The sequence below is a fragment of the Gordonia sp. YY1 genome (assembly GCF_009872315.1).
Classification (GTDB): domain Bacteria; phylum Actinomycetota; class Actinomycetes; order Mycobacteriales; family Mycobacteriaceae; genus Gordonia; species Gordonia amicalis.
The window spans coordinates 635,510-654,779 of the sequence record NZ_WXYI01000001.1 but is presented as its reverse complement, the minus strand read 5'-3'; the positions used below and the strand labels follow the sequence as shown (position 1 = coordinate 654,779).

The following is a 19,270-nucleotide window of genomic DNA, read 5'->3' as shown; positions in this document are numbered from 1 at the left end:
GGCGGGTGGGGACGGGGTGTTTCGTGGCTCAGAAGGCGCGCAGGTTCTCCCTCAGGGTAGAGCCGGTGTACTCCTCGCGGATGAGTCCGCGGCGGCGCAGCTCCGGTGCCAAGCCGTCGGAGATCATCGCCAGGTTCATGCGCGTGGTGGGCAGGTAGAACAGGAAGCCGTCACCACCCGCCTCCTCCATGATCTCGCCCATCTTGTCGGCGATGGTGGACGGTGAACCGATGAGACCCATGTCCTTGACCTGGAAGCTGCTCGCGACGACCTCACGAAGCGTCTCGTCCTCGCGGCCACCGAACAGTCCGGCGATCGAGGTGTACTCGCCGTTCTGCTTGGACAGGTCGATGTCGCCGACCTTGGTGTCGGGATCGATGGCACCGAAGTCGATGCGACCGCCCGAGGTGTAGGACATGTTCCACAGGTTGTACTCGATGGCCTTGTCCGTCTTGCGGAACGCCTGGGCCGCTTCGTAGGCGGCCTGCGCCTCCGCGTCGGTGGCCGCGATCGTCGGGGTCGCGATGAAGAGGACCTTGATGTGGTCGGGGTTGCGTCCGGCGGCGGCCGCCCGGGCACGGATGTCCTCGCGGTAGGCCTTTGCGTCTGCGGCGTCCTTGACGATGGCGATCTGGGTGTCGTCGTAGTTGGCGGCGAGCACACGACCCGGCTCCGAGCTACCGGCCGAGCAGATCGGTACCTCACGCTGCGGACCCGGGATGGTGTTCAGCGGGCCGCGGCACTTGAAGAACTTGCCCACGAACTCGATCGGGTTGACCTTGGTGTGGTCGGCGTAGACACCGGCGTAGGGATCAGCGATGACGGCGCCCTCCTGCCACGAGTTCTGCAGTGCCTTGACGACGTCGATCCACTCCATCGCCATCTCGTAGCGCTCGTCGTGCTCGAGATGCCGTTCGTAGCCGAAGTTCTGGGCGACGCGGTCGGTGACGCTGGTGACCACGTTCATGCCCACGCGCCCCTCGGTCAGGTGGTCGAGCGTGGTGAAGGCGCGGGCAGCCAGGAACGGCGGGTACTGGATGGTCGAGACGGTCGGGATGATGCCGATGTGCTTCGTTGCCTGCGTCATCAGCGGGACCAGCGGCAGCGGATCGTTCTTGGGGGCCATGAAACCACGGCGCAGCGAGGTCTCGGCGGAGTTCTGGTAGGAGTCCTCGACCATCGAGGTGTCCTCGATCAGGATGTAGTCGAAGCCGGCCCGCTCGAGGCTCTTGGCCATGTCGACGTGGATGTCGGGCTTCATCCAGTCCAGGTGGTTGGTGCCGGTCCACGGACCGTCACCGTTCGTGGGGCTCCAGGGGTGAATGCCGAAGCCGTCTCCGAGGAACCAACCCATGTGGAACATTGCGATCTCCTGTCGTGCGAAGTGGTTGTGAGAGGTGTTGTCCGCCGACCGGGTCGGCCGGTGAATCGTTGGGTCAGGCCGCTGTTTCCATGGCCTGGTAGGCGCCGACGAGCGTCTGTGTGTAGTCGTTCGACGGCGCGTCGAGAATCGACATCGTCTCGCCCGATTCGACGACCGTGCCGCGGTTCATCACCAGCAGGTCGTCGGTGATGAACGCGGTGGCCGGGAGTCCGTGCGAGATGAAGACCAGGCCCAGTGAGTGCGTTTTGACGTAGTCCTTGAGCAGGTTCAGGACCACCGCCTGCGCCGAGACATCGAGGGCGCTCACCGCCTCGTCGCAGACGAGGATGTCCGGACCGACGACCAGCGCGCGGGCGATCGAAAGACGTTGCCGCTGACCGCCGGAGAGCTGATGCGGATACCGCTCGACGAGTTCGGGCGCGATGCCGAGTTCGGCGACGATCGCGTCCACGGCGACGTCGGCCGCCTTCGCGTCCAGCCCCCCGAGGATCTGCGCCGGACGTCGGATCGCCTCGCGGACGACGCGGCGCGGATCGAACGTGGTGGTGGTGTCCTGGGCGACGAGCTGCACCTTGCGGCGGTACTCGAGACGACCCGGGCGACGTTCCAGCAGGCGGGAGAGGTCGCGGCCGTCGACCAGGACCTGACCCGAGGTCGGCGCGGTGAGACCGACGATCATCTTGCCGAGAGTCGACTTGCCCGAACCGCTTTCGCCGACGATACCGGTCGCGCGGCCACTCTCCAGCTTGGTGGTCACCCCACCGACCGCGGTGACCTTGCGCCCGTACTGCTTGTGCACGTCGACGACCTCGATGATCGTGCTCATGCTGCTGCCTCCTCTCTCATGACCGTGTCCAGGGTCGGAAGACGTTCCAGCTGAGCCGAACTCAGCGTGGGCATGCATTCCAGCAATCCCCGGGTGTACGGGTGGTTCGCGTGGTCGAGGTCCTTTGCGGCGACGGTCTCCACGACGCTGCCGGCCCGCATGACGAGCACCTTGTCGGCAAAGCGTCGAGCGAGAGCGATGTCGTGGGTGATGAAGACGAGCGACGCCCCGTTCTCGATGGTGAGACCGGTCATGAGTTCCATGACCGACACCGCCAGGGACGCATCGAGAGCACTCGTCGGCTCGTCGGCGATGAGAAGTTCCGGCTCGGAGGCCAGCGCGATCGCCATCATCACGCGCTGACGCATGCCGCCGGAGAGCTGGCCGGGTACCGACGACATGACCCGGCGCGGTTCGACGATGCCGACCTGCTCCAGACGGACCTCGGCGGCCGTGGCGCGGTCCTTACGGGAGCCGTACCTGCTCTTCGGCAGGACCGCGGTGAGCTGGCTGCCCACCGACCAGATCGGATCGAGGGAGCTCATCGCATCCTGGAAGATCATCGAGATCCCCTGGCGCCGAGCCGGAATCCGCTGAGCCTTCGCTGCGAGCAGCGAGCGGCCGGACAGCGACATCGTCGTCGCCGACACCTCGCCCACACCCGGCGGGATGAACCCGCCGAGCGCGTTGGCGATGCTCGACTTTCCCGAACCGGACTCGCCGACGATCGCGACCCGCTCGCGCCGGCCGATCGTGAACGAGGTCGGGTGGACCTTCTCCACCCCGCCGTAACGGATCGTCAGATCGATGACCTCGAGGACCGGGGCGGCATCGCCCGACGCGTCCTCTGCGGTTACCGCGACCTGGTCGGTGAGCGTGGTCATGGCTTGAGCTCCGAGTAGTCGATCACGCTGTCGGTGCGGAAGACGTAGCCCTCGACACCGTTTGCGAATGCGTTGAGCGGCTGCACGTATCCGATGTAGACGGTCGGCATCTGGTCCTGCAGGATGCGTTCGGCCTCGTTCCACTTGCCCCATGCGGCCGGGGTGAGAGGCTCGCCGGAGGCGTTGCCGGCGGCGATGGCGTTGTTCAGCGGTGCGTAGTCGAAGTCCGGCCAGTTGATCGGCGATCCCGGGGTGTAGAAGAGGGACAGCACGTACGGCGGGGACTGCACGACCGCGTAGTCACGGCCCATCGATGCCTGGAACGTCTTGTTGGCCAGTCCCTCCTGGAACACCGCCGAGTTCACCTCGTTGAGGGTGACCTCGAATCCCGCGGCGCGAGCAGCAGTCTGGATCTGGACCGCCGTCTCCTTGAGATCGGGCACGGCGTTGTTGACGGTCAACTCGAACTTCACCGGGGTGGTGATCCCCGCGTTGCGCAGGATCTCCAGCGACTTCGCCGGGTCGGTGGTGTTGCTCTTCAGTCCGTTGCCGTTGTAGTCCGGGAGCGTGTCGTTGAGGATCGACGAGATCGGGCCCAGCCGGCCCTTGTAGACGTCCTTCATGATCGCGTCGTAGGGAACCGCGTAGGAGAAGGCGCGGCGGACCTCGACGTTGTCGAACGGTGCCATGGTGGTGGTCAGCGGCACGTACACATATGCGTTGCTCGGCACGGTGAAGATCTGGGCGGCGTTCGCATCGCGCAGGGCGACCTGGTCGGCGGGACGCAGCTGGGTGGCGACCGATGCGTCACCGCTCTTGACGAGGTTGGACCGCTGGCCGGCGTCGGCGACGACGCGCTGGACGACGCGTTTCACCTCGGGCTCACCGAGGGCGTATCCGGGGTTGGCCTCGTAGACCATCTGCTGGCCGGGGGTGTAGCTGGTCAGCTTGTAGGCCCCGAAGCCGAAGTCCGCTTTGGTCTTCGAATACTCGACGCCGTACGGGTCGTCGGCGGTGGCGTGTGCTGTCAACACCTCGGAGTCGTAGATGGAGTACGGGGTGTTCGCCAGCAGCGACAGCAGTGTGAAGCCGTGAGACGGATCGGCGATGCTGATGGTGACAGTCGCGTCGTCGACCTTCTTCACCTGGTCGGTCGAGGTGATCACGGGAGCGCTGACGAACGACACGATGCTGGTGTCGACCTCGAACTTGCGCTTGAACGAGAAGATCACGTCGTCGGCGTCGAGGGCGTTACCCGCAGCGCTCTTGGCCTCGGTGTTGAGATGGAAGGTGTAGACCTTGCCGTCGGGGCTCACCTCGTAACTCTTGGCCAGCACCGGCTCGAACTTGAAGAGCTCCTGGTGTGCCGAGAGTCCATCTGTTCCTGCGACGTACGGGTTGCGGATGAGGGTCGCGCCGGTGTTCAGGAAGAACTCCGCGGCCTCGTAGCCGGTGGCGCTCGTCTCGTAGCTGAAGCTCGGGGGCTGGGCCGCGGTGACGATGACCACGCCGCCCTCGGCGGAGTTGTTCGACGACCCGCCACCGCACGCGCTGAGTGTCAGTGCGGCGGCGAGGGCGAGCGCGGTTCCGCTCACCAAGGTGGACAGTCGTTTCATGGGTATCGGGTACTCCGTTCTGGGAATGAATGGGATGCAGAGAGGGCCGGTTGACGCGCGCCGGTCAGGTCAGACGCGGCGACGACGGGAGATGAAGGTGGTGACCCGGGAGGCCGCCCACACCGAGTAGGCGAGGGCGATGACGGGGAACAGGGCGGGCCACCAGCGTCCGACTGCTGCGTCGGCGGCCCCGTCGGCGAGCATGTTCCCCCACTCCGCGGTCGGGAGCGGGATGCCTACGCCCAGGAAGCCGAGGCCGGCGCAGAAGATGATCCCCATCCCGAAGATCGCCGAAGCGTTCTCCAGGACCGGTGCACACGAGTTCGGGATCACGTGGCGCAGGAGGATTCGGAACTCCGATTCGCCACTCATCCGCGCGGCGGTGACGAAACCGTCGTTCCGTGTCCGCAACACCTCGGTACGCATCAGCCTGCCCTGGAAGGGCATGAGCACCAGGGCCAGTGCCAGTGCGATGACCACCGAATTGCGTCCGAAGAAGGACACGATGACCAGCCCGCCGATCATGACGGGCAGTGCCTGGACCAGATCGATGGTGCGCCCGAGCGTCGCCGCGATCGCGCCGAGCAGGCCGCCCTTCGAGCCGTACATGCCCGCGATCGATCCGATCGCGATGCCAACGGCGGTCGCGAGGAGGGTCACCCCGATCGCGATGGCGATGTCGAGGCGGAAGGCGGTGAGCGTCCGGGACAACACGTCGAAACCGTTGGAATCGGTGCCGAACCAGTGGTCCCCCGAGGGCGCGCTCGACGGGGTTCCGACCACCTCGGTGGCCGATTGCGGTGCCAGCATCGGTCCGAACACCGCGAGGAGGAGCAAGAGTGCGAACGGGATCAGACCCGCGTAGTCGCGTAGTCGGGCTGTCTTCCCGAGGCGCGGGGCCGTGTGGGAGGTTTCGGCCGTCGTGGAGAGCGGCGCCATGACCATGTGTCAGACCTCCTGGTTGCGCGAGTCGCGTCGGCGGGAATCGAGAAGACCGGTGGCCACCTCGGTGAGGAAGTAGACGATCAGACACAGGCCGGCGATGACGACCAGGAATGACCGGAGGGCGAACACATCCGACGACCGGACCGCGTCGACCGCGTACTGGCCCAGCCCGCCGAGTCCGAACAGCGATTCGAGGACCACCGCGCCACCGAGGAGCAGGCCGAAGATCATGCCGAGCATCGCGACTGCCGACGGCAGCGCCCTGCGGTAGACGCTCAGGACGACCACCCGTCGTGGTGCGCCGGAGGCGATCCGGAATCGAGTTGCCGGACTGTCGATCTCGGTGTCGAGGGCCAAGACCAGCGACTTGACCAGGATCGCCGAGTGCGACACCGTCATCACCGCGACCGGCAGGATCAGGTGGGCGATGTAGGAGTTGGCCGCCGCGGTGTCGCCCGCGATGACGGCGTCGAGGATCGGAAACCCGGTGACCTCGGCCGGCGGCAGGAGGATCGGGTCGAGCCGTCCGGACGGGGCCGGAACCCAGGCCAGCGTGGCGAAGAAGACGAACAGGAACAGGATGCCGACGACGTATTCGGGGATCGCGCCCGCCGAACTGGCGTAAGAGCGAAGCACTTTGGAGAACCGGTTGGTCGGCCGGGTCACGATCAGGTAGGACATCGGCAGGCTGATCAGACAGGCGAAGAACAGGCCGGCGCCGATGAGCTCCAGGGTTGCCGGGACTCGCGTGGCCATGTCCTCGGCGACCGGCCGGCCGGTGGCGATCGAGTTGCCGAGGTCCAGGCTGAACAGCGAGGTCAGATAAGTCCAGAACTGCGAGACCGGAGAACCGTTCAGTCCATACGATTCTCGCGCCTGTTCCAGTGCGGCACCGGACAGGCGGCCACCGGAGGCGGACACCAGCGGATCACCGGGGATGAGCTGGACGAGGAAGAACGCGACGACGACGAAGATCAGGAAGTTGACGACGCCGCGGCCGGCCGCGCGTCCGATCCAGGCCCACTCGGACAGTCGTGACACGACTCCCCCGAACGCGGAGCGCTTCGTCCCGGTGCTGCCGCCTCCCGCGGCAGTCGCCCCACGTCGTGCATCGAGGTCACCCGGGTCGACAATGCCTGGCTGGACACTGATATCGACGGTCATTCGATCCCTCCCATCTACGGCTCGAGTTATTGGGTCCTGATCCTCAGGCCGATTTGTTTCGAAACCCGCGCCCTGGCGTGACTGATCATTTGCGCGGGTTCACACTCGCGCTCATCGAGGTGTTGTCGCAGGTCACGAGGTCGTTCGGCATCGATGCGGTCGTCTTTGCGCCGGATGTGACGCGCACAACTTGCCCGCGCCGATGCCGACAAGAGTCCATAGACTCACTACGCATCGGCAGTTCGACCCCCGTTGTCGCAAGATCGGAAGTCATACCCATGACGACACCACCCCCCTATCACCCCCGCTCGCGCGGCGGCTCCGCACGCGGTCGTCAGGTCTCCTCTCGACGCGTCCGCGACCTCATCCTCGCGTCAATTCGCAACGGCACCATCGACATCGACGCGCAGCTGGTCGAGGAAGATCTCATGATCATGTTCAACTCGAGCCGCGGATCGGTGCGAGCGGCACTGAACGAGCTGAGTGAGACCGGTGTCGTCATCCGCCGGCCTCGTGTCGGCACGCGGGTCAACCGGCGGGATCTCGGTGTCGCACTGGACGACATCTCCGCGACCGGCGGCGAACTGGTTCACATCCAGGTGACCGACCAGTGCATCGTGCCGACCTTCCCGCTCATCCGCGAACGTCTTCGAATCGACGACGACGTGGTCCGTCTCGTCGAGAACTCGTTCATCGCGCACGACGAGATCATCGGGATGCGTAGTGCCTACTTCTCTCCGCGTTTCAATGCCGACCCCAATGATCTTCGGGACAAACCGATGTCGATGGCACGGACACTCGCCGAGTTCTTCGGCGTCGCACCGGGTGGCGCCTCGGTCTCCATCGGTGCCGAACGCGCCGACGACCGAACCGCGCGTCTGCTCGACGTCCGCCCCGGCGAGACGCTGCTGTCACGCGAGATCCTCTACACCACCGCCGATGGAACACCGGTGGAGATCGTCTTCGACCGCTTCCGGGCGGACCGGATCCGGTTCGAATCGCAGATCGACCACTCCGATGTGACCTGGTGTCCGGAGCCCGACCAGATTCCCTCTCCGGAGGAATCGTTGAGCACCAATGAGTTACCGCAGGAATCACCTCCCGGCGCGACCGGTTCTCTCGCGCAATCTGGGTGAAATGATCGCTTGACGATTCGGCAATATCACCCGCGCACCCTGCAGGAGAACGCATCTCGCGACATTCGAAGGGGAGCATCGTGATCGTTTCCGTAGTGGCAGGCAATCCGAAGCCTGCATCGAGGACACTGACGGCGGCAAGCCTGCTGGCGTCGACCCTCACCGGCAAGGACCCCGATCACGTCGTCGACGTGGTCGACCTGGGCGCGGGTCTGCTCGGTTGGGGCGACGCCGCGGTGGCGGAGGCCGTCGAGACCGTCGCCGGCAGCGACCTCGTCGTGTTCGCCTCACCGACCTTCAAGGCCACCTATACGGGGTTGCTCAAACTCTTCCTCGACCAGTTCTCGACGAGTGACGGCCTCCAGGACGTCACTGCCATACCTCTGATGCTGGGTGCCGGCCCCGCCCACTACATGGCGCCGGACCTCCTGCTGAAGCCCGTTCTCGTCGAACTCGGCGCGATCGTTCCCGCCGCCGGCCTCTACGTCGTCGACAAGCTCTACGACGACACCGAGGCGTTTGCGCCCTGGATCGATCGCTGGGGTGCCGTCGTGCTCGCCTCGGCGAACGCAACGGTGCCGGCGGGTGACCGATGACCGCGAACGTCACCCCGACCACGGGGATGGACAGCACAGAACTGCGAAAGGCGTTCGGCGCCTTTCCTACCGGCGTCGTCGCGCTGGCCGGGATGTCGGGTCCCGAGCCGACCGTCATCGTCGCCTCGTCCTTCGCGGTCGGGGTCTCCCAGGAGCCACCCCTGGTGATGTTCGCGGTGCAGCAGAGTTCGACCACCTGGCCGATCCTGCGCGACCTGCCCAGTCTCGGCGTCTCGGTTCTGGGCGAGAGCCACACCGACGTCATCCGGCAGCTGTCCGCCAAGGACAAGACACAGCGCTTCGCCGGTGTCGGCACCACGGTGCTGCCCAGCGGGGCGTTGCTCCTCGACGACGCCCCGGTTCATTTCGAGTGCGCCATCGAGAGTTCGCACGCCGCCGGGGATCACGAGATCGTCGTGCTGCGGGTGACCGGTCTGGCGAACGATCACTCGAAGCAGCCGATCGTCTTCCACCGCTCCGCATTCGCGCGTCTCAGCGCCTGACTCGGCCGGGTCGCCGCACGACGGCGTCTACGGGCGCGTCCTCTGTGTCGTTGCCTGACCGGAAACAACCTGTACACCCCACGCACCGGAGCGCATACTGGCACGCAGGTCGGGGACGAGGCCAGCCCCGGGAGCCTGTCATGACACACCTGTCCGTCGTCGGCGCGCGCACCACACCCGATCTCACCGGAAAGGTCGCGTTGATCACCGGTGCCGGAAACGGGATCGGTTGCGCCACAGCGCACCGACTCGCCGCTGCGGGCGCGCGTCTGATACTCGTCGACATCGATCGATCTGCAGTCGAGACGGTGGCCGCGGCGATCGGCACACGGGCAAGCGCTCAGGTCGCCGACGTCACCGACTACTCGGCTCTGGAGGCCGCGGTCCGGGCCGGTGTCGAGCGGTTCGGCGGAATCGACATCGTGGTGGCCAACGCCGGCGTCGCGACATACGGGTCGTTCCGCCACCTGGACCCTCAGGCCTTCCGACGGGGAATGGACATCAACGTCACCGGCGTGTACTTCACCGTCCGGGCGGCCCTGCCCTCGATCATCGAGCGCCGCGGGTACCTGTTGCTCGTCTCGTCCATGGCCGCGTTCCTCCCCGGCCCGGGGATGGGGCCGTACGCACCCAGCAAGGCCGCGGTGGATCACCTGGCCACGTCGTTGCGCGCCGAACTCCGACGACGAGGCGTAGCGGTCGGGTGCGCGTACATGACCTGGATCGACACCCCGCTCATCCGCGACGTCCAGGCAGATCTACCCGGATTTGCCGACTACCTGAAACAACTCGGGCCGCCGTTGGACCGCATCGTCCCCGTCGACGTCTGCGCCGACGCCTTCGTGCGTGGGATCGCGCGACGACAGCGACGGATCTTCGTGCCCTGGTGGATCGTCGTCGCCGCGTGGGGCAAGCACCTCCTGGCCAGTCGACTCGGCGATCGATTCTTCGGTCCCGAGGTCGACGACTTCATCGACCGATCCGACGCGGCGGTCGCGGAGCACCATCGCGCGACCAGTGCGCGCAATCTGCGGAACGCGAACATGCCCGCCGTCGACCGCTCTGGGCTGTGATGCCGGACCGGCACCGTCATCTCCCGCACCTCTCGCGGAGTTCTCGGCGAAGAAGGCGGAACTGCTCGGCCGGCTCTGATCCGAGATCCGGCCCCGGACGCCGAAACGCCGGTTCACAAGACAAGCGCTAGTTGGAAACAGCGCCTTCGCCACAGAAGTGACGATCGTGCGGTGCGCCGAGGCCGGATGCGGCGCCCAGCAGGTGCCCGAGCCGGCGGCGCTTGGCATCGAGATAGCGGACGTTCGCCGGCATCACACCCACGACGAGCGGGACGCGCTGGGTGACCTCGATTCCGGAGTCGGTCAGACCACGTACCTTGTCGGGGTTGTTGGTCATCACCCGCGCCCGGTCGATTCCCAAGTCTGCGAGAATCGCTGCGGCTGCACCGTATTCACGTCCGTCGACCGGTTCGTCGAGTTCGAGATTCGCCTCGACCGTGTCGAAGCCCTGATCCTGCAGCCGGTACGCGGCCAGTTTCTTGAGCAGCCCGATGCCGCGACCCTCGTGGCCACGCAGGTAGACCACCACACCGCCCTCGTGGCTGATGCGTTCCAGCGCCGTCTCGAGCTGAGGTCCGCATTCACATCGCTGGGACGAGAATGCCTCTCCCGTGAGGCATTCGGAGTGGACCCGCACCAATGGGACGCCCTGGTCCAACCCTTGGCCGGTGACGCCCGCGCTCACGAGCGCGATGTGTTCGGCACCGGTCTCGGTGTCGCGGTATCCGATCGCGCGCAGCTCGCCGGTCGGCGTCGGCAGGACCGTCTCCGCGCCGCGTCGTACCCGGGGCGCCACCGACCAGCGGTCCGCGTCGTGGATCCGGCGGTAATTGACCAACTCCTCGATGGTGAGCACCGGGAGGCCCATGCGGGACCCCATCGCGGCAACCTGCGGATACCGCATCATCGAACCGTCGTCGGCGACGAGTTCCGCGATCACCCCGACCGGAGCGACGTCGGCCAGCGTGCACAGGTCGACGGCCGCCTCGGTGTGGCCGGGACGCTCGAGAACCCCACCCGGCCGGGCACGAAGGGGTAGTACATGCCCGGGCCGGGTGAAGTCTCGGGGGCCGGATGCGGCCCCGGCCAGCATGCGCAGTGTGAGCGCACGGTCGGCGGCCGAGATGCCCGTCGTGACCCCTTCGGCAGCGTCGACGGTCACCGTGTACGCGGTCGCCTTGGGATCTTCGTTGTTGGTGACCATCGACGGCAGTTCGAGCATGTCCGCCCGCTCGGAGGTCATCGGCGCGCACAACAGGCCGGAGGTGTTCCGCACGGTCCAGGCGGTCCACTCGGTACTGACCCGGTCGGCAGCCAGGATGACGTCGCCCTCGTTCTCCCGGTCGGCGGCGTCGGTCACCAGCACCGGGCGGCCCGCTCGCAGGGCATCGATGGCGTTCTCGATGGCGTTCATCAGATCTCCTCGACGTCGACGAAGCATGGTCGTCGTGGTCTCCCACGACCTCCCACGCCATTCGACACCGTCTCCGTGTCGGCACGGAAACCCGCTCGTGGCCGGAGAATTTCGCCGGTCGGCATCGTGGATTTCGCAGGTCACCACCCGTCGCGGGGCACAATCCGCCACGTATAACGACCGGTTTCGGACATTCCGCCACATCCCTGAGCTGCCCCGCCGTGAGCGCCCACCGTCGTGGCATCGCAGGCGGGGGCATACTGTTCGATGACTCGGATTCAGACCAGGAGGTTCCCGTGGCCGGTGGTCTCGTCGCATTGCTCGACGACATCGTGACTCTCACCAAGGTGGCCGCGGCGTCACTCGACGACGTCGGGGCGGCGGCCGGCAAGGCGAGCGTGAAGGCCGCCGGCGTGGTGGTCGACGACACCGCCGTGACGCCGCGGTACGTCCACGGATTCACCCCGGACCGTGAGTTGCCGATCGTCCGCAAGATCGCGGTGGGTTCCATCCGCAACAAGCTGCTCGTCATCCTTCCGGTTGCGATGCTGCTCAGCCAGTTCCTCCCGCAGGCGTTGCCCTACCTGCTGATCGCCGGCGGCCTGTTCCTCTGTTATGAGGGCGCGGAAAAGGTCTACGAGGCGATCGGCGGCGGACACCACGCCGAGGAGGAGGTGGCCGCCGAGCGTGGCCCGGAGTTCGAGAAGACGATGATCAGCGGCGCCATCCGCACCGACCTCATCCTCTCCGCCGAGATCATGGTGATCTCCCTGTCGTCGGTCGAGGACGAACCGTTCTGGACCCGCTTGGCAGTTCTGATCGTCGTGGCTTTCCTGATCACCGCGCTCGTCTACGGCGTCGTCGGGATCATCGTGAAGATGGACGACATCGGACTCGCGCTCGCCCAGCGGGAGTCGACGTTCAGCCAGAAGGTCGGCCGCGGCCTGGTCACCGCGATGCCAAAGATCATGTCGACGCTGACCGTGGTCGGGATCGCCGCGATGCTGTGGGTCGGCGGTCACATCCTCATCGTCAACGTCGGCGAGGCCGGCTTCCACTGGCCCGCGGATCAGCTCCACCACATCGAGCACTGGTTCGGCGACCTCGTTCACGGCGGCTTCGGCGGCGTGCTGTCCTGGACGGCCGGAACGGTCCTGTCCGCACTCGTCGGACTGGTCGTCGGCGCGATCGTCGTAGCGATCCTGCACGTCATCCCGAAGCGGAAGAAGAAGGACGCGGCGGCGCACTGATCCCGACCGCTCCTACCTGAAATGCGCCCCTGAAATCCGCCCTCAGCAGCAGCGTCGACGACGATATGTCGCCGGCAGCTCCGGGCCGGGCGCACTCCGGGGGCGCATTTCACCGCCCCGGTGACCGCACCATCCGACGCACCGGGCACCCTCAGAGATCGTGAGCACATGGGAACTGTTCGCCGTTCTGCTGGCCGGTATCGGTGCGGGCGCCATCAACGCGGTCGTCGGTAGCGGCACCCTCATCACGTTCCCGACGCTCGTCGCGTTCGGCGTCCCACCGGTGAGTGCGACCATCTCCAACGCGATCGGCCTGGTCGCCGGCGGCGTGTCCGGGACCTGGGGCTATCGGCGTGAACTCGAGGGACAGTGGCCGCAGCTGCGGTGGCAGATCCCCGCGTCGTTCCTCGGCGCGATCGTCGGGTGCTGGTTACTGCTGCATCTCCCGGAGACGGTGTTCGAGGCGATCGTTCCGGCTCTCCTGGTGGCCGCGCTGATCCTCGTGGTGGCGCAGCCGTGGATTCAGAAGTGGGTCGGCCACCGTTCGATCTCGCCCACCGGTGCGGGTCGGCCCCACCTGACCGCTCCCCGCATCGCCGCGATGGTGGCCGGGACGTTCGCGGTCGGCATCTACGGCGGCTACTTCACCGCCGCCCAGGGGATCATGCTCATGGCGGTTCTCGGCGTCGTCGTCCCCGACCACCTGCAGCGGATGAACGCGGCCAAGAACCTGCTGTCCCTGGTCGTGAACGTCGTCGCGGCGGTCACCTACACGTTGGTCGCCTTCGACCGGATCGACTGGTCGGCGGCCGGACTCATCGCCGTCGGCTCACTCCTCGGCGGCGTGGTCGGGGCCCGTTATGGACGACGCCTCTCACCCCGAGCACTTCGCGGGGTGATCGTCGTCGTCGGTCTGATCGGGTTATGGCGGCTACTGGCCTGACTCAGACCAGGCGATCCCCGGTCGACGGGTCGAACAGGTGAACAGCCTTGTCGGCCTGACGCAGTCGGATGCCCGCGCCACGCTTGGCCGGTGAGCGCTCGGCGGACCGCGCGACCATGACCATCGGCTCGCCGTCCAGATTCCGCACGGACTGGTCGGCGAGGTTGGCGTAGATGTAGGTCTCGCTGCCGAGTTCCTCGAGCAGCGCCACCTCGGCGTCGATCCCGGTGCCGTCGGCGAGCGCGAGGTGTTCGGGGCGGATGCCGACGATCACCGATTCCAGACCGGACCGACGCAGTGCCGCCTCGGATTCCGCGTCGATGTCCACCGTGCCACCGGAGACGGTGATGGCACCGTCGACGACCGGTGCGGTGAAGAGGTTCATTCCGGGCGAGCCGATGAACCCGGCGACGAAGGCGTTGACAGGCTTGTCGTAGAGGTCGGTCGGGGTCGAGAACTGCTGCAGCTGACCGTTCTTGAGGACCGCGACCCGGTCACCCATGGTCATGGCCTCGACCTGGTCGTGGGTGACGTAGACCGTCGTCGTGCCGAGACGACGCTGCAGCGCCGCGATCTGGGTGCGGGTCTGGACGCGCAGCTTGGCGTCGAGATTGGACAGTGGCTCGTCCATGCAGAACACCTGCGGCTCACGGACGATGGCTCGCCCCATGGCCACGCGCTGCCGCTGACCGCCCGACAGCTTGGCCGGCTTGCGGTCGAGGAAGTCGGTGAGGTCGAGCAGCTTGGCGGCCTCGGCGACCTTGCGCTTGCGTTCCTCGGTGGGCACGCCGCGCATCTTGAGCGCGAAACCCATGTTCTCGCCGACGGTCTTGTTCGGGTAGAGCGCATAGTTCTGGAAGACCATGGCGATGTCGCGGTCCTTGGGTGCGACGCCGACCATGTTGTCGCCACCGATCCGGATCTGCCCGGAGTCGATCTCCTCCAGACCGGCGAGCATCCGCAGCGCGGTGGACTTGCCGGAACCCGACGGTCCGACGAGGACGACGAACTCGTCGTCGATGTCGAGGTCGAGCGAGTCGACGGCCAGCTTGTCCGCGCCCGGGTAGACGCAGCAGGCCTTGTCGTAGGTGATGGAAGCCATGATGTTCTCCGGTTCTCTCAGAGGTTTTCGAGTCGGTGGGCGTGGGCGGTGGTCACTTGATCGCGCCGAGCCGGGACAGGTGACGCCCTACGCGACTGCTGCATCACTTGATCGCGCCGAACGAGAGCCCGCGGACGAGTTTGTTCTGGGCGATCCAGCCGCAGATGACGACCGGCAGTGCGGCCAGGACGGACGCCGCGGACAGCTGCGCCCAGTAGAGGCCCTGTCCGGACATGAAGCCGGTCAGGAACACCGGCATCGTCTGCGCGTTGACCGCGGTCATGTTGACGGCGAAGAAGAATTCGTTCCACGAGAAGATCACGCAGATCAGTGCTGTGGCGGCGATCCCAGGGGAGATCAGCGGGAGGATGACCTCACGCACCGACGTCCACAGGCTTGCGCCGTCGATGCTGGCTGCCTCGAGCAGTTCGCCGGGGACCTCCAGGAAGAACGACCGCATCATCCACACCGCGATCGGCAGATTCATTGCGGTGTAGAGGATCACCAGCGTCCAGATGTTGTCGAGCATGCCGATCTCGCCGACGATCACGTACAGCGGGATGATCGCCGCGACGATCGGCAGCATCTTGGTGCTGATGAAGAAGAACAAGGCGTCCTTGGTCTTCCGCACCGGCCGCAACGACAGGGCGAAGGCGGCGGGTACGCCGAGCAGCAGGACCAGGATCGTCGACACGATCGTCGCGAACAGCGAATTGAGCAGTGGTGTCGCGATTCCCGCGTCGAAGACGTCGCGGAACTGTTGCAGGGTGGGCTCGAAGAAGAACGTCGGCGGGTTGGTCGCGGCGTCGCTCTCCTGTTTGAAGGCGGTCATCACCATCCACAGGACCGGGAAGAAGAATCCGATGGCGATGATCCAGGTGACCGCGGTCAGCAGACCCTGTCGCGGATTGCCGCGGCGCCGGATCTCGTTGCCGGGCTGTTTCTCTGCGTGTCCCGCCGCGGTGCGGTCGGGACGGATGTCGGTGCTCATCAGGCCGGCTCCTCTGTTCCGGTGAATGACTTGAAGATCAGACGCAGTGCGAGTGAGGCGACCACGATCGTGCCGATCACCGTCACGACACCCATCGCCGCCGCCTGACCGATGTCGAAGCCGAGGAAGGCGCGCTGGTAGATGTAATACGAGAGGTTGGAGCTCGAGACACCCGGACCACCCGAGGTCATCATGTACACCGCGTCGAAGGTGTTGACCAGGTAGATCGCGCCGAGCACGGCACCCAGCTCGATGAACCGTCGCAGGTGCGGCAGCGTCAGCTCGCGGAACAGTCGGAAGCTCGTTGCGCCGTCGACGCGGGCGGCCTCCTGGATGTCGCGGGGCATCGACTGCAGTCCGGCGAGGATGAGCAGCATCATGAACGGCGTCCACTGCCAGACCAGTTCGGCCATGACGCTCATAAGCGGGAACTCGGAGAGCCAGTCGGTCTTGATGCCGAACGGGCTCAGCACCCAGTTGACCAGTCCGTTGGTCGGCGACAGCAGGCTGGTCTTCCACAGCAGTGCCGCCGCCACCGGGGTCACCAGGAACGGAGTGATCAGCAACGTCCGAACGACGCCGCGCCCCAGGAACTTCCGGTCGAGGAGCAGCGCGAAGATCAACCCGAGGATCACCGAGATGAGCACGGTGCCGACGATCAGCAGGATCGTGTTGACGGTGACCCGCCAGAACTGGCTGTCGCCGAAGACCGCGACGTAGTTGTCGAGGCCGACGAATGCCCGGGAGTCCGGCCGGACGAGGTTCCACGACTGGGTGGAGTAGTACAGGGTGAACACGAACGGGATCTGCGTGACCACGATCATGAAGATCAAAGCCGGCAGCAGCGGGCCGCGTCGGCGCCAACCCTCCGCCCGCGAGATCCGGTCGCGTGACGACGTCAGGGGTGTCCGCTCGGGCGAGGATTCCTCGGGCGAGCGCGTGGAGACTGCGGTGGCCATGATCACTGCTCCCTCTGGTAGGACTTGCCGACGACCGCGGCGTACTCCTGGGACTGCGCCAACGCGTCCCGGACGCTGATCTGTCCGGCGATCGCCGCCGAGATCTGTTGGCTGACACGGGTACCGAGGTCCTGGAACTCGGGAATCGCGAGGAACTGCACTCCGGTGTAGGGCACCGGCTCCAGCGTCGGCTTCAGCTGATTCGCCGCCTGCATCGCGGTCAGGGTCTGCTCGGCGAACGGTTTCGCGAGCTCCTTGTACGCGGGTAGTTCATAGGTCGATAGTCGACTACCCGGCGGGACGTGGCTCGGACCGAGCTTGTCCGACACGTACTCGATGTAGCTCTTGCTGGTCATCCAGCGGATGAACGACCACGCCTCGTCGGGATGCTTGCTGCTCGACGGGATGCCGAGCGACCAGGTGTAGAGCCAGCCGTTGTCCTGCTTCGCCATACTCGGCGCCGGGAGGTAGCCGACGTCGCCGGCGATCGACGAGGTCTCCGGGCTCTCGAGTACCGACACCGCCGACGTGGCGTCGTACCACATCGCCACCTGCCCCTGAGAGAGCAGGTTTCCGCATTCCTGGAAGCCCGACGACGACGCGCCGGCTTCTCCGTGGTTGCGGACGGTGTCGACATAGAACTGCACCGCCGCTTCGACTTCCGGGCTGTCGAGCTGGGCGTTCCACTCCTCGTCGTACCAGCGGCCACCGAAGGCGTTGATGACGGTGTTGAGCGGTGCGAGCACCTCACCCCAGCCGGGCTTGCCGCGCAGGCAGATGCCCGCGGTGCGGTCGTTGTCGAGCTTCTTCGCGGCCTCCGCCACCTCGGGCCAGGTGGGATTCGCCGGGAGTGAGACGCCGGCCTCGGCGAAGAGCTTCTTGTTGTACATCAGGAAGGACGATTCGCCGTAGAACGGTGCCGAGTACATCGATCCGTCATGTGACAGTGCGGTTTTCAGCGTCGGGATGAAGTCGTCGGCGTCGTACTCGGGATCGGCGTCCATATAGGGACTGAGGTTGACCAGCCACCCGTACTCACCCCACATCGGGGTCTCGTAATTGCTGATCATCACGACGTCGAACTCGCCGCCGCCGGTGGCGACCGACGCGGTGATCTTCGCGCGGGCCTCGTTCTCCGAGAGCGTCACGAACTTCACCGTGACACCGGGGTTCTGCTCTTCGAACTGGTCGGACAGCGCGACCGCGTCCTGCATCTGGGAGTTGGAGACCATCGCAACGGTGATCTCGCGCCCGCCTCCGCCGGTGAGTGAGCCGGCGCCGGAGCAGCCGGTCATCACCAGGGCCGCGGTCGCCAGGAGAGCGCCGAGCATTCGGGGTCGGGAGAACTTCATTGTTCACCTTTCTCTTTCGAGACAAGCCATTCCGCCGTCGCGACGTCGGTGACCAGGATGGTGGTGTAACCACCGCGGAGAGCGCCGAGGATGGATTCCTGCCGGTGCTCGCCGCCGGAGACGAGGATCGAGGTAGGGCACGCCCGGACCGCGTCGAGGGGGACCGAGACAGTCCGGTCGACGAGGCTGGATGCCACCGCATCTCCGTTCGCGTCATAGAAGCGGCCGCCGATCTCGCCGACCGCGCCCAACTCGACGAGTTCGTCGAGCACGATCGCGTCGATGAAGGACCCTTCGAAGAGGGTCGTCGAGGTCGACACGGACCCGACCCCGAAAAGCATGACCTGCGCACCCCGTGCGGCCGAGAGCGACTGCGACAGAATCGAATCACGGTTCACCGCGGTGACGGTCTCTGGATCGACGTAGAGCGGCGCGACCAGCCGCAGGGGCCGGGCGTGGAGGCGTTCGGAGAATCGCGACAGCGCGTGGTCGACACCCGTGTGGTACTCCACCGAGGTCATCGAACCGTCCATCTGTACGACTCGCTGGCATGATGCCGACGCGCCCATGGCGTCGGCAACCGCGACCTGCTCGGGTCCCCAGGTGAAGCCGAAGGTGTCGGTGGCCTGGATGCGTCGGGTCAGCACCGAGGCGCCGGCCCGGCCCAGTGCGGCGTTTCCGGTGGTAGATCCGTCGGCGACCTCGTCGATGACCAGAACCTCGTCGAGACCGAACGTTTCCTCGACCGCACGCTCGAGCTCGGTGTGGATCGACGACGACAGATGTGCCGGTGCCGACACGGAGACGTGGACCAACCCTTGCGCCCGCGCCCGGGCGACGAGGCGGCCGGCGGTGGGTCGGGAGACACCCAGCCGGGCGGCGATCTCGGCCTGGGTGAGGCCTTCGAGGTGGTACATCGTGGCGGCGCGGACCAGAAGCCGCAGGTCCTGGCCGGTGTCGTTGCCGCGTGGGCCGACTGAACGCCCCGACGAACCCTGCTGGTCGTCGGCGGTGTCGGCCGCCTGCTTGCGAGGTGCCATCGGTGGCCTACCCCCGTTCTCTGTGAGCAGATGCTCACTGGCGGTGAATGTGCTCAATAAGCTAGCATCCGATGTGTGACCCACGCAACAAC

The 19,270-nt window shown here is 66.2% G+C and carries 18 protein-coding genes; 6 read left to right on the top strand and 12 right to left on the bottom strand.

What is annotated here, in order from left to right:
• Positions 1–28 precede the first annotated feature (28 nt).
• From BPODLACK_RS02985 to BPODLACK_RS02960, 6 genes are all read right to left on the bottom strand, one after another.
• Positions 29–1,363 carry an NtaA/DmoA family FMN-dependent monooxygenase gene (locus BPODLACK_RS02985; protein ID WP_159404677.1) on the bottom strand — a complete coding sequence of 445 codons (1,335 nt, stop codon included), beginning with the start codon at positions 1,361–1,363 and terminating at the stop codon, positions 29–31.
• A gap of 73 nt (positions 1,364–1,436) precedes the next feature.
• Positions 1,437–2,210, bottom strand: coding sequence for an ABC transporter ATP-binding protein (locus BPODLACK_RS02980; protein WP_006438362.1), 774 nt, complete (start codon positions 2,208–2,210; stop codon positions 1,437–1,439).
• A complete protein-coding gene (locus BPODLACK_RS02975; protein WP_096274831.1) occupies positions 2,207–3,094 on the bottom strand; it encodes an ATP-binding cassette domain-containing protein in 888 nt (295 codons plus the stop codon). The genes BPODLACK_RS02980 and BPODLACK_RS02975 overlap by 4 nt, the downstream gene beginning before the upstream one ends.
• Positions 3,091–4,710: an ABC transporter substrate-binding protein gene (locus BPODLACK_RS02970; RefSeq protein WP_159404676.1), complete on the bottom strand. Its 1,620-nt coding sequence runs from the start codon at positions 4,708–4,710 to the stop codon at positions 3,091–3,093. Before BPODLACK_RS02970 ends, BPODLACK_RS02975 begins: the two co-directional genes overlap by 4 nt.
• 69 nt (positions 4,711–4,779) lie before the next feature.
• Positions 4,780–5,655 carry an ABC transporter permease gene (locus BPODLACK_RS02965; RefSeq protein WP_006438365.1) on the bottom strand — a complete coding sequence of 292 codons (876 nt, stop codon included), beginning with the start codon at positions 5,653–5,655 and terminating at the stop codon, positions 4,780–4,782.
• A 3-nt stretch (positions 5,656–5,658) separates the two neighbouring features.
• Complete coding sequence (locus tag BPODLACK_RS02960; protein WP_006438366.1) at positions 5,659–6,819, bottom strand: ABC transporter permease; 1,161 nt, start codon at positions 6,817–6,819, stop codon at positions 5,659–5,661.
• A 278-nt stretch (positions 6,820–7,097) separates the two neighbouring features.
• Between BPODLACK_RS02960 and BPODLACK_RS02955 the strand changes: the two genes are divergently transcribed.
• The 4 genes from BPODLACK_RS02955 to BPODLACK_RS02940 all read left to right on the top strand — a co-directional run bounded on the left by BPODLACK_RS02955 (position 7,098) and on the right by BPODLACK_RS02940 (position 10,127).
• On the top strand, positions 7,098–7,955 hold the full coding sequence (locus BPODLACK_RS02955) for a GntR family transcriptional regulator (RefSeq protein WP_006438367.1): 858 nt from the start codon (positions 7,098–7,100) through the stop codon (positions 7,953–7,955).
• Between the two features lie 80 nt (positions 7,956–8,035).
• A complete protein-coding gene (locus BPODLACK_RS02950; RefSeq protein ID WP_006438368.1) occupies positions 8,036–8,551 on the top strand; it encodes an NADPH-dependent FMN reductase in 516 nt (171 codons plus the stop codon).
• Positions 8,548–9,054 carry a flavin reductase family protein gene (locus BPODLACK_RS02945; RefSeq protein ID WP_006438369.1) on the top strand — a complete coding sequence of 169 codons (507 nt, stop codon included), beginning with the start codon at positions 8,548–8,550 and terminating at the stop codon, positions 9,052–9,054. Before BPODLACK_RS02950 ends, BPODLACK_RS02945 begins: the two co-directional genes overlap by 4 nt.
• 140 nt (positions 9,055–9,194) lie before the next feature.
• Positions 9,195–10,127 (top strand): SDR family oxidoreductase, encoded by a 933-nt coding sequence (locus BPODLACK_RS02940; protein WP_006438370.1) that lies wholly within the window; start codon positions 9,195–9,197, stop codon positions 10,125–10,127.
• Between the two features lie 127 nt (positions 10,128–10,254).
• Here the strand turns inward: BPODLACK_RS02940 and BPODLACK_RS02935 are convergent, their stop codons facing one another.
• Entirely contained in the window at positions 10,255–11,541 is a 1,287-nt protein-coding gene (locus BPODLACK_RS02935; protein WP_006438371.1) for a bifunctional 3,4-dihydroxy-2-butanone-4-phosphate synthase/GTP cyclohydrolase II, read from the bottom strand.
• A gap of 296 nt (positions 11,542–11,837) precedes the next feature.
• Here BPODLACK_RS02935 and BPODLACK_RS02930 point away from each other — a divergent pair, with 296 nt between their 5' ends.
• The gene (locus BPODLACK_RS02930) at positions 11,838–12,791 is read left to right on the top strand and encodes a DUF808 domain-containing protein (RefSeq protein WP_006438372.1); all 954 of its coding nucleotides are present in this window, start codon (positions 11,838–11,840) and stop codon (positions 12,789–12,791) included.
• Positions 12,792–12,951: 160 nt separating this feature from the next.
• Positions 12,952–13,734 carry a sulfite exporter TauE/SafE family protein gene (locus BPODLACK_RS02925; protein ID WP_006438373.1) on the top strand — a complete coding sequence of 261 codons (783 nt, stop codon included), beginning with the start codon at positions 12,952–12,954 and terminating at the stop codon, positions 13,732–13,734.
• Between the two features lies 1 nt (position 13,735).
• On the opposite strand, the gene BPODLACK_RS02920 is transcribed toward BPODLACK_RS02925, so the two are convergent.
• From BPODLACK_RS02920 to BPODLACK_RS02900, 5 genes are all read right to left on the bottom strand, one after another.
• Complete coding sequence (locus BPODLACK_RS02920; protein ID WP_006438374.1) at positions 13,736–14,836, bottom strand: ABC transporter ATP-binding protein; 1,101 nt, start codon at positions 14,834–14,836, stop codon at positions 13,736–13,738.
• Between the two features lie 103 nt (positions 14,837–14,939).
• Positions 14,940–15,827 carry a carbohydrate ABC transporter permease gene (locus BPODLACK_RS02915; RefSeq protein WP_159404675.1) on the bottom strand — a complete coding sequence of 296 codons (888 nt, stop codon included), beginning with the start codon at positions 15,825–15,827 and terminating at the stop codon, positions 14,940–14,942.
• Positions 15,827–16,786, bottom strand: a complete 960-nt coding sequence (locus tag BPODLACK_RS02910; RefSeq protein WP_159404674.1) for a carbohydrate ABC transporter permease — start codon at positions 16,784–16,786, stop codon at positions 15,827–15,829. The genes BPODLACK_RS02915 and BPODLACK_RS02910 overlap by 1 nt, the downstream gene beginning before the upstream one ends.
• 2 nt (positions 16,787–16,788) lie before the next feature.
• Positions 16,789–18,138 (bottom strand): ABC transporter substrate-binding protein, encoded by a 1,350-nt coding sequence (locus tag BPODLACK_RS02905; protein ID WP_006438377.1) that lies wholly within the window; start codon positions 18,136–18,138, stop codon positions 16,789–16,791.
• On the bottom strand, positions 18,135–19,178 hold the full coding sequence (locus BPODLACK_RS02900; RefSeq protein WP_006438378.1) for a sugar-binding transcriptional regulator: 1,044 nt from the start codon (positions 19,176–19,178) through the stop codon (positions 18,135–18,137). The genes BPODLACK_RS02905 and BPODLACK_RS02900 overlap by 4 nt, the downstream gene beginning before the upstream one ends.
• Positions 19,179–19,270: the final 92 nt, after the last annotated feature.

Bases quoted from the DNA above. Each gene is read 5' to 3' on its own strand.
- BPODLACK_RS02985 (WP_159404677.1), bottom strand. From the start codon at position 1,363: ATGTTCCACATGGGTTGGTTCCTCGGAGACGGCTTCGGCATTCACCCC.
- BPODLACK_RS02980 (WP_006438362.1), bottom strand. From the start codon at position 2,210: ATGAGCACGATCATCGAGGTCGTCGACGTGCACAAGCAGTACGGGCGC.
- BPODLACK_RS02975 (WP_096274831.1), bottom strand. From the start codon at position 3,094: ATGACCACGCTCACCGACCAGGTCGCGGTAACCGCAGAGGACGCGTCG.
- BPODLACK_RS02970 (WP_159404676.1), bottom strand. From the start codon at position 4,710: ATGAAACGACTGTCCACCTTGGTGAGCGGAACCGCGCTCGCCCTCGCC.
- BPODLACK_RS02965 (WP_006438365.1), bottom strand. From the start codon at position 5,655: ATGGTCATGGCGCCGCTCTCCACGACGGCCGAAACCTCCCACACGGCC.
- BPODLACK_RS02960 (WP_006438366.1), bottom strand. From the start codon at position 6,819: ATGACCGTCGATATCAGTGTCCAGCCAGGCATTGTCGACCCGGGTGAC.
- BPODLACK_RS02955 (WP_006438367.1), top strand. From the start codon at position 7,098: ATGACGACACCACCCCCCTATCACCCCCGCTCGCGCGGCGGCTCCGCA.
- BPODLACK_RS02945 (WP_006438369.1), top strand. From the start codon at position 8,548: ATGACCGCGAACGTCACCCCGACCACGGGGATGGACAGCACAGAACTG.
- BPODLACK_RS02940 (WP_006438370.1), top strand. From the start codon at position 9,195: ATGACACACCTGTCCGTCGTCGGCGCGCGCACCACACCCGATCTCACC.
- BPODLACK_RS02935 (WP_006438371.1), bottom strand. From the start codon at position 11,541: ATGAACGCCATCGAGAACGCCATCGATGCCCTGCGAGCGGGCCGCCCG.
- BPODLACK_RS02920 (WP_006438374.1), bottom strand. From the start codon at position 14,836: ATGGCTTCCATCACCTACGACAAGGCCTGCTGCGTCTACCCGGGCGCG.
- BPODLACK_RS02915 (WP_159404675.1), bottom strand. From the start codon at position 15,827: ATGAGCACCGACATCCGTCCCGACCGCACCGCGGCGGGACACGCAGAG.
- BPODLACK_RS02910 (WP_159404674.1), bottom strand. From the start codon at position 16,786: ATGGCCACCGCAGTCTCCACGCGCTCGCCCGAGGAATCCTCGCCCGAG.
- BPODLACK_RS02905 (WP_006438377.1), bottom strand. From the start codon at position 18,138: ATGAAGTTCTCCCGACCCCGAATGCTCGGCGCTCTCCTGGCGACCGCG.
- BPODLACK_RS02900 (WP_006438378.1), bottom strand. From the start codon at position 19,178: ATGGCACCTCGCAAGCAGGCGGCCGACACCGCCGACGACCAGCAGGGT.